The organism is Vibrio sp. YQ_11 (assembly GCF_043103065.1).
Lineage (GTDB): Bacteria > Pseudomonadota > Gammaproteobacteria > Enterobacterales > Vibrionaceae > Vibrio > Vibrio parahaemolyticus.
In genome coordinates, this window is record NZ_JBICJM010000012.1 from 1 (window position 1) to 4,767 (window position 4,767).

Annotated in this window: 4 protein-coding genes; all 4 read right to left on the reverse strand. The window is 40.7% G+C overall.

The genetic code is table 11. The features are described from left to right. Positions 1 to 259: 259 nt before the first annotated feature. A complete protein-coding gene (locus tag ACF8EG_RS10025; protein WP_029865847.1) occupies positions 260 to 892 on the reverse strand; it encodes a hypothetical protein in 633 nt (210 codons plus the stop codon). Between the two features lie 149 nt (positions 893 to 1,041). Continuing rightward, positions 1,042 to 1,761 carry an abortive infection system antitoxin AbiGi family protein gene (locus tag ACF8EG_RS10030; protein ID WP_069505265.1) on the reverse strand — a complete coding sequence of 240 codons (720 nt, stop codon included), beginning with the start codon at positions 1,759 to 1,761 and terminating at the stop codon, positions 1,042 to 1,044. Between the two features lie 1,612 nt (positions 1,762 to 3,373). Continuing rightward, positions 3,374 to 4,000: a LysE family translocator gene (locus ACF8EG_RS10035; protein WP_021823303.1), complete on the reverse strand. Its 627-nt coding sequence runs from the start codon at positions 3,998 to 4,000 to the stop codon at positions 3,374 to 3,376. 151 nt (positions 4,001 to 4,151) lie between these two features. After that, the gene (locus ACF8EG_RS10040) at positions 4,152 to 4,562 is read right to left on the reverse strand and encodes a cytidine deaminase (RefSeq protein ID WP_069505452.1); all 411 of its coding nucleotides are present in this window, start codon (positions 4,560 to 4,562) and stop codon (positions 4,152 to 4,154) included. Positions 4,563 to 4,767 lie beyond the last annotated feature (205 nt).

Genomic DNA, 4,767 nt, shown 5'->3' on the forward strand with positions numbered 1-4,767 from the left:
AGCAAAGTAACCGTTGAAACGATGCCAATTTTGGATTTTTACCACGCTAATTAACTGTGAGTTCAAACTCCGATACAACACTTTTAACTTTGAGTTTTTACCATTAAATCTTGCGATATGGCTGCGTTTTCCTCTTGCAAACTAACGCCTTGTTAAGGTGTGAGGCACGCAATGCCGATACCTCCGCATACCACCTTAACCACCAAACCTAACGCATAGTAAAAATGCCACGCGTGCCGAATCACTCTTGAACAATTTGTTATAAAGATTTTTTCTCAGTTGCCTTTTCATAGTCATTGAGTGCTCTATTGATGTGATACACAGAAAACAAGGCACCACCATCATTGAGCATATAAAAGCCTAATGGCAGGAAGATAACACCAGAAATAAAAAGGCTTGGCTCAAATCCAGTGACAATGGAGTAAATCGATAGTAAAAATGTTATGAACCCAAAGCCAGCTATGAGCAATCCAAACACCAGGTTATAAGAAGCAATAACCTTATCTAGGATATTTAATCTGATACGGTACGACAAAAGCTCTACATCTGAAATATCAGGTAAAAGTTGGACTGTTTTCAAAACATGTCTGAAAGAGACCGTCGCCCCAACCCTTTCATTAAGTACATAAACTGCTTTTAACATTGGGAAACTAACACGGATACCATGAATACCTTTAAAACACTCAATATCGAGCTCATTTTTCAAATGAGTCTTTAGTTCTTCCGAAACACTCGGTTCTTGTAAAGCAGATAAAATCTGAGCCATTCTATTTTTTCTAAGTAAGAAGTAGTACTCGGTTACTCTAGGAGCATTTATAGCAATAGTTACGATCACTACAACAATCGCAATCCAGTAATCACCACTTTTTAGTAACTCAACAACTAAGTCCATTTATCGTGAAAGTCTCCTAATCTTTATAACGCCCTGCTAAGGGGTGAGCAATGCACTACGAAAGCTACCGCACACCGCCTTAATCACGAAAACCCAATGCATGCTGAAAATGCCACGCATTGCGAATCCCTCTTAAGCAGTTTGTTAGCCTATAAATCTGCTCTAACGCTCTCAAGAGAGATAACCCTAGACATAAGTATTTTCTGTTCTGCTCCCGAGTAATTATCTAGGTCTGTTTGGATGAAATTAATGATATCAGGTATCGAAACGTCGTTTTTAACAAATAGATATTTTATATCCGAGGGCAGCAATTTAAGAGAGCAATGCTCTTTCGATATAGCATTGGCTTCTCTAAGGGCTTCTTGGTTTTCAAAACGATCCATATGAAGGAATGGCTTGAACTCATCGCAACGAGCTAGGTAACGCCACTCATTTTCTTGATAAAACTCCTTTTGAACAGTTTGACCTTGGATGATCATTTGACCTTCAATTGGCTTTGTATGAGACATGATATTGATAAAATCTAATTCGTCTTCTTCTGTCTCATTTACATGAGATTGCCTTATCAGAGAAGATGCTACACCACTTTCGCTAGATACATACATAACAGGATTTAACCCTGCTTTAATTGCCCATTCTTTGGTTACACCAATACCATACTCCCCATAGAACTCTACATGTTCGTTAATTCTAGATAATGGAATATCACAGAAACAAACAATTGGAAGTCCGACAAATGGCATTTCTGCGTTGTTATACCACCTTAGATCTTCTAAACAGTACCTCGGCCAAAAACCTTCTTTGAGGATGCTTTTTAACACTTCTTTATTCTTAGTGAAGTGAAATAGTGTATGAGACTTGGGTTTCATCTCTTTTCGAACTCCAATTAAATTTATAGGCTAACGCCCTGTTAAGGGGTGAACAACGCTACCACCCCAGCCTAAACTATTGTGCCGTAAACACTAAAGCTAATTCAAACCAAAACCGCCAAGCGTTGTGAATCCCTCTTGAACAGTTTGTTAGTTGCCAAGACTAAGGCTTTAACTTGAGGTTGATTGTAGCTTTGCCAACACCCATATTTCGTATTTTGAGGGACTTAAATCAGGCGCAGTTTCAAAGCGCCTGTCACTGAAACCACTTGGAATTTACAACGCCATAGAAAACGGAATTTGAACACCAAACAAACCTTTTGGAACGACAGTACAGCAGAGCAGACTTTCAACAAGCTAATCAGCGTCTGCAGCAGAAAACCCAAACCGCACAAGAAACCAAAGCACGATTTTCACAAACCCAAAGAACTAAAAATTGAAATACGAAAACCTAGCCAAAAACACACGGACATTAGCCCTAAATATTCTGCTTTAGGTACCGTTTTTCTCGTTGGCAACTAACGCTCTGTTAAGGGGTGAACAACGCAATACCGATGCTGCCGCATACCACCTTAATCACTTAAACCAACGCATAGTGAAAATGCCACGCGTTGTGAATCCCTCTTGAACAGTTTGTTATATGCGTACTGGTACCCATCACCACACATACAACTTAAAGTAAACCAAGAAAGATGCTATGAGAATAAGACCACACCAAGCGAAAAATACGAAGGCTTTCGCCTCAGTTTCTGCTTCTTCCATATCGGGAAGTAAAGCCATGAAATAGCATCCGATTGGAACTAATTCGTACATTTTACCTGCATATTGGTTATTCATGCCTAAGAAAGGTGGAACATACAAATACAGACCTGAATAGCTGATAAAAAAGATAGTAACTAAAATTCTATTCCAACCTATCTCTTCGCCTTCTTGGTATAGCTTAAATAACAGGTAGATAGCACCCAATATTGCTAGTATCAAAAACATCCTGTTCAGAAATCCCTAAAGCATATAACGCCGCGTTAAGTAGTGAGTAACATTGCCACCTAACCTAAACCATTGTGCCGTAAACACTAAATTCAAAGCAAACTGAAAATGCCGAGCGTTGCGAATCTGCCTTAAACGCTTTGTTAGTTGCCACTCTAAACCCTTGATTTCCAGTTCATTGCCACTTTGCCAACACCGTTTTTGAACGCGTTGAAAAACTCAAATCAGGCGCAGTTTCAAAGCGATTGTCACTGAAACCACTTGGAAATCACAACGCCGTAGAAAGCTGGCTAAAAGCACCCAAAAAAACGTTTTGGGAAGACAATGTCACAAAGCTGACTTTCAACGAATGCATTCGCGTCTGAAACGGCAAAACAAAACCACAATATTAAACATTGAACACCATTTCAGTAAAACGACCCCAGACACACAACCGAACAAAACAGCACAACTCATTAGCCTTAACTATTTTGATTTAGCTGCGTTTTCCCGCTGGCAACTAACGCCCAATTAAGGTGTGAGGCACGCAATACAGATGCTGCTGCATACCACCTTAATCACTTAAACCAACGCATAGTAAAAATGCCACGCGTGCCGAATCACTCTTAAATTGTTTGTTATGCCACTAGCGCTCACTGATTGCGACTTTACCTGCCAGCCCAATAAGCAGAACTCCCGAGACACCCTCAAGTGCTCGCGAATAACGCTGAGAATTTGATCGACTAAAAACCCAACTACCGACTGAGGCATATAGAACGTTACACAGCGTAGCTAATGCGCTGAAGAGCAACCCAAGCACTAATAATTGCATTGATGCGGAGCCAGTAGATGTATCGACAAACTGAGGTAAGAATGAAAGGAAAAATAGCGCTACTTTCGGGTTCAAAACACTAACAATAACGCCTTGTACAAATACATTTTTGTTCGTTTCTACACTTTCACTAACAACTATTTTACTGTCTCCACGCCACATAGAAAGTAGAGACTGAACTCCTAAATATACTAAGTAAGCGGCACCCAACCATTTTACCGCACTAAAAGCTACAGCAGAGCTGAGGATTATCGCGGACAAACCTAAACACGCAGCTAATGTATGAACAAAGTAGCCAACACCAAGACCAATTGCAGCTTTAAACCCAGTTGCCAACTTGCCTTTCATGGTGTTTGAAACGATGTAGATTACGTCTGGTCCAGGTATCATATTGATAGCCAGACAAGCGACTACAAATAGTAATATTGAGTTTAAATCCATTTCCTTTCCTCCATGTTGAACGCCTTGTGGCATAACGCCGCATTAAGGGGTGAACAACGCAAACCACCTAGCCTAAACCATTGTTCCGTAAACACTAAAGCTAGTTCAAACCAAAACTGCCTAGCGTTGTGAATCCCTCTTGAATGCTTTGTTATAGCGCATTTCCATTTACCAACGACCAATGGTGAGGCATTAATTCACGGATGGCTTTAAATACCAGCTTATTGTTTTCGTTTGAGATTGCTGCTTTGACATCGCCACCCCAATGAACCAAACGTTCTTGGCAAATACCACACGGGGATAGAACCAAAAAGTCTCCATTTTCATCTTCACGGCATATACACAACGAATGGGTTACCGCTTCGTCTAATTTGTGAGCTTCCAAATAAGCCCCAACTTCCATACAAAGTGATAACGCATCATTTTTCACATCTGGGGCAACACTAGTTAGAATTTTTCCTGATCGGGTTCTCACTGCCGCCGCGCCGCCCCAACCCGTCGGATATCGAGTCTCTATTAATTGCACTGCTGCGTCATACAGATCTTTTTCTATTCTTTCCATTCCACCAATTCCGAATTTTCGAGTGCGCTATAACGCCGCATTAAGGGGTGAACAACGCCACCACCTAACCTAAACCATTGTGCCGTAAACACTAAAGCTAATTCAAACTAAAACTGCCGAGCGTTGTGAATCCCTCTTGAATGCTTTGTTAGTTGCCAAACCCAAGGCTTTAATTTGGAGTTTATTACCGCTTTGCCAACACTGT

Excerpts from the sequence above, each read along its gene's own strand:
- ACF8EG_RS10025 (WP_029865847.1), bottom strand. The coding sequence starts at position 892 with ATGGACTTAGTTGTTGAGTTACTAAAAAGTGGTGATTACTGGATTGCG.
- ACF8EG_RS10030 (WP_069505265.1), bottom strand. The coding sequence starts at position 1,761 with ATGAAACCCAAGTCTCATACACTATTTCACTTCACTAAGAATAAAGAA.
- ACF8EG_RS10035 (WP_021823303.1), bottom strand. The coding sequence starts at position 4,000 with ATGGATTTAAACTCAATATTACTATTTGTAGTCGCTTGTCTGGCTATC.
- ACF8EG_RS10040 (WP_069505452.1), bottom strand. The coding sequence starts at position 4,562 with ATGGAAAGAATAGAAAAAGATCTGTATGACGCAGCAGTGCAATTAATA.